We start from the raw sequence: 1,377 nt of genomic DNA on the forward strand, positions 1-1,377 counted from the left end.
ATTTTACCTCCATAAGAAATTTTTCAAATTCATAATTCACTCCTAAATCTTTGATAAACTTAGAAATATATTCTAAAAAATCATAAATTATATTAATTTCATTTTTGGTTAAAGATTGTAGTAAATTAAATAGTTCACTTACTTCTCCTTGGGATATGTTAGAATAATAGCTAAATAATTCTATGAAATAATCATTATCTATACTAGGATTTTCTATTGAGTTTAGTAAAAGTGTATTTAAATGTAAAGCATTTTCATTTTTTTGTTTATCTGACATTTGATTTTTAATTAACAAAATTAGATTGTTTTTTTTCATGTCTTACTTTCTATATTTTAAGGTATGGCAGCATTTGCAGGAATTGTTCCCCATAAAGGAGGGAGTAAAGAAGGCAAAAACCGAACAATTCGATAAACTATATATGCAGCTCCAGCACCAGCAACAACTTTTGCTCCTGTTTCTACAGTAGACCTCGGAACAGCAGGATTTTTCCACTGTTTAGGCTGAGGAACTGGTTTTGTCGCCCACTTCCACGCCCCAGAAGGGGGACTTCCACAACCTGAATCGTTCCACTCCTGCAAACGGTCTCTAAGGCTTTTCTGTTGATTCTTGATTTCCTGTTCATGTGTTTTCCACGACTGGGTACCAGGACCATTGCGACCATTAATTTGTTCATTGAACCTATGGCGCAAACCATGAGTGCCACCATTGTTACATTTCCGTTTATCTCTATTAATTAATCTATCAATATCTTGCCCAATCTCTTCGCATGATCGTTTTGACTTTCCTTTTAGACCTAATGGATCAAGCCAACGAGATATATTGAAGGCAAACATATAAAAATTACTACCTCCAAACAACCCAATCGGATCCTGATTCACAAACCGACCCGCATCAGGCTCGTAATACCTGAAGAAGTTGTAATGCAGCCCCGTCTCACGGTCGCAATACTGGTTCTGCAGGCGGAAGGGTTGGTGAGCAGTTCCGGATATGTTGGTTTCACTCTTCAGTTTGCCCCAGCCGGTATAGTTGCCAAACCACAAGAGGTTGCCGTCTTCATCGGTCATCTCTCTCGGAATGCCGATTTGGTCGCAGTGGAAGTAGTGGGTTTGTTGGCGGCTTTCGCCTTCTTCGTTGGTCCAGTTATGTACCTGTGCCAAGGGTTCGTAGCTATCGGGATCGGTATAGATATAGGTATATCTGCCGTCCGGGTGGACTTCCTGCAAGAGGTGGCTGCCGTCCCAAACGAATCCGGTTTCCTCTTCGAGGTCGTCTGAAACTTCCTGACTGGTTTTCAGACGACCTTTGCCTATCCTTCTGCCCAAGGCATCGTAGGTGTAGGCCCAAGTTTCTTTCGTACCGTCTTTTTTGAAGATTTC

1 protein-coding gene and 1 pseudogene are annotated in these 1,377 nt (G+C 40.5%); both read right to left on the reverse strand.

Translation table 11 applies throughout. From position 1 onward, the window contains the following. A pseudogene (locus ACTHSA_RS10785) lies at positions 1-316 on the reverse strand (hypothetical protein); the annotation flags it as partial. A gap of 17 nt (positions 317-333) precedes the next feature. Further along, on the reverse strand, positions 334-1,377 hold a 1,044-nt coding region (locus tag ACTHSA_RS10790), incomplete at its 5' end, for an RHS repeat-associated core domain-containing protein (protein WP_440378895.1).

This window comes from Neisseria sp. P0008.S002 (assembly GCF_051962805.1).
Classification (GTDB): domain Bacteria; phylum Pseudomonadota; class Gammaproteobacteria; order Burkholderiales; family Neisseriaceae; genus Neisseria; species Neisseria perflava.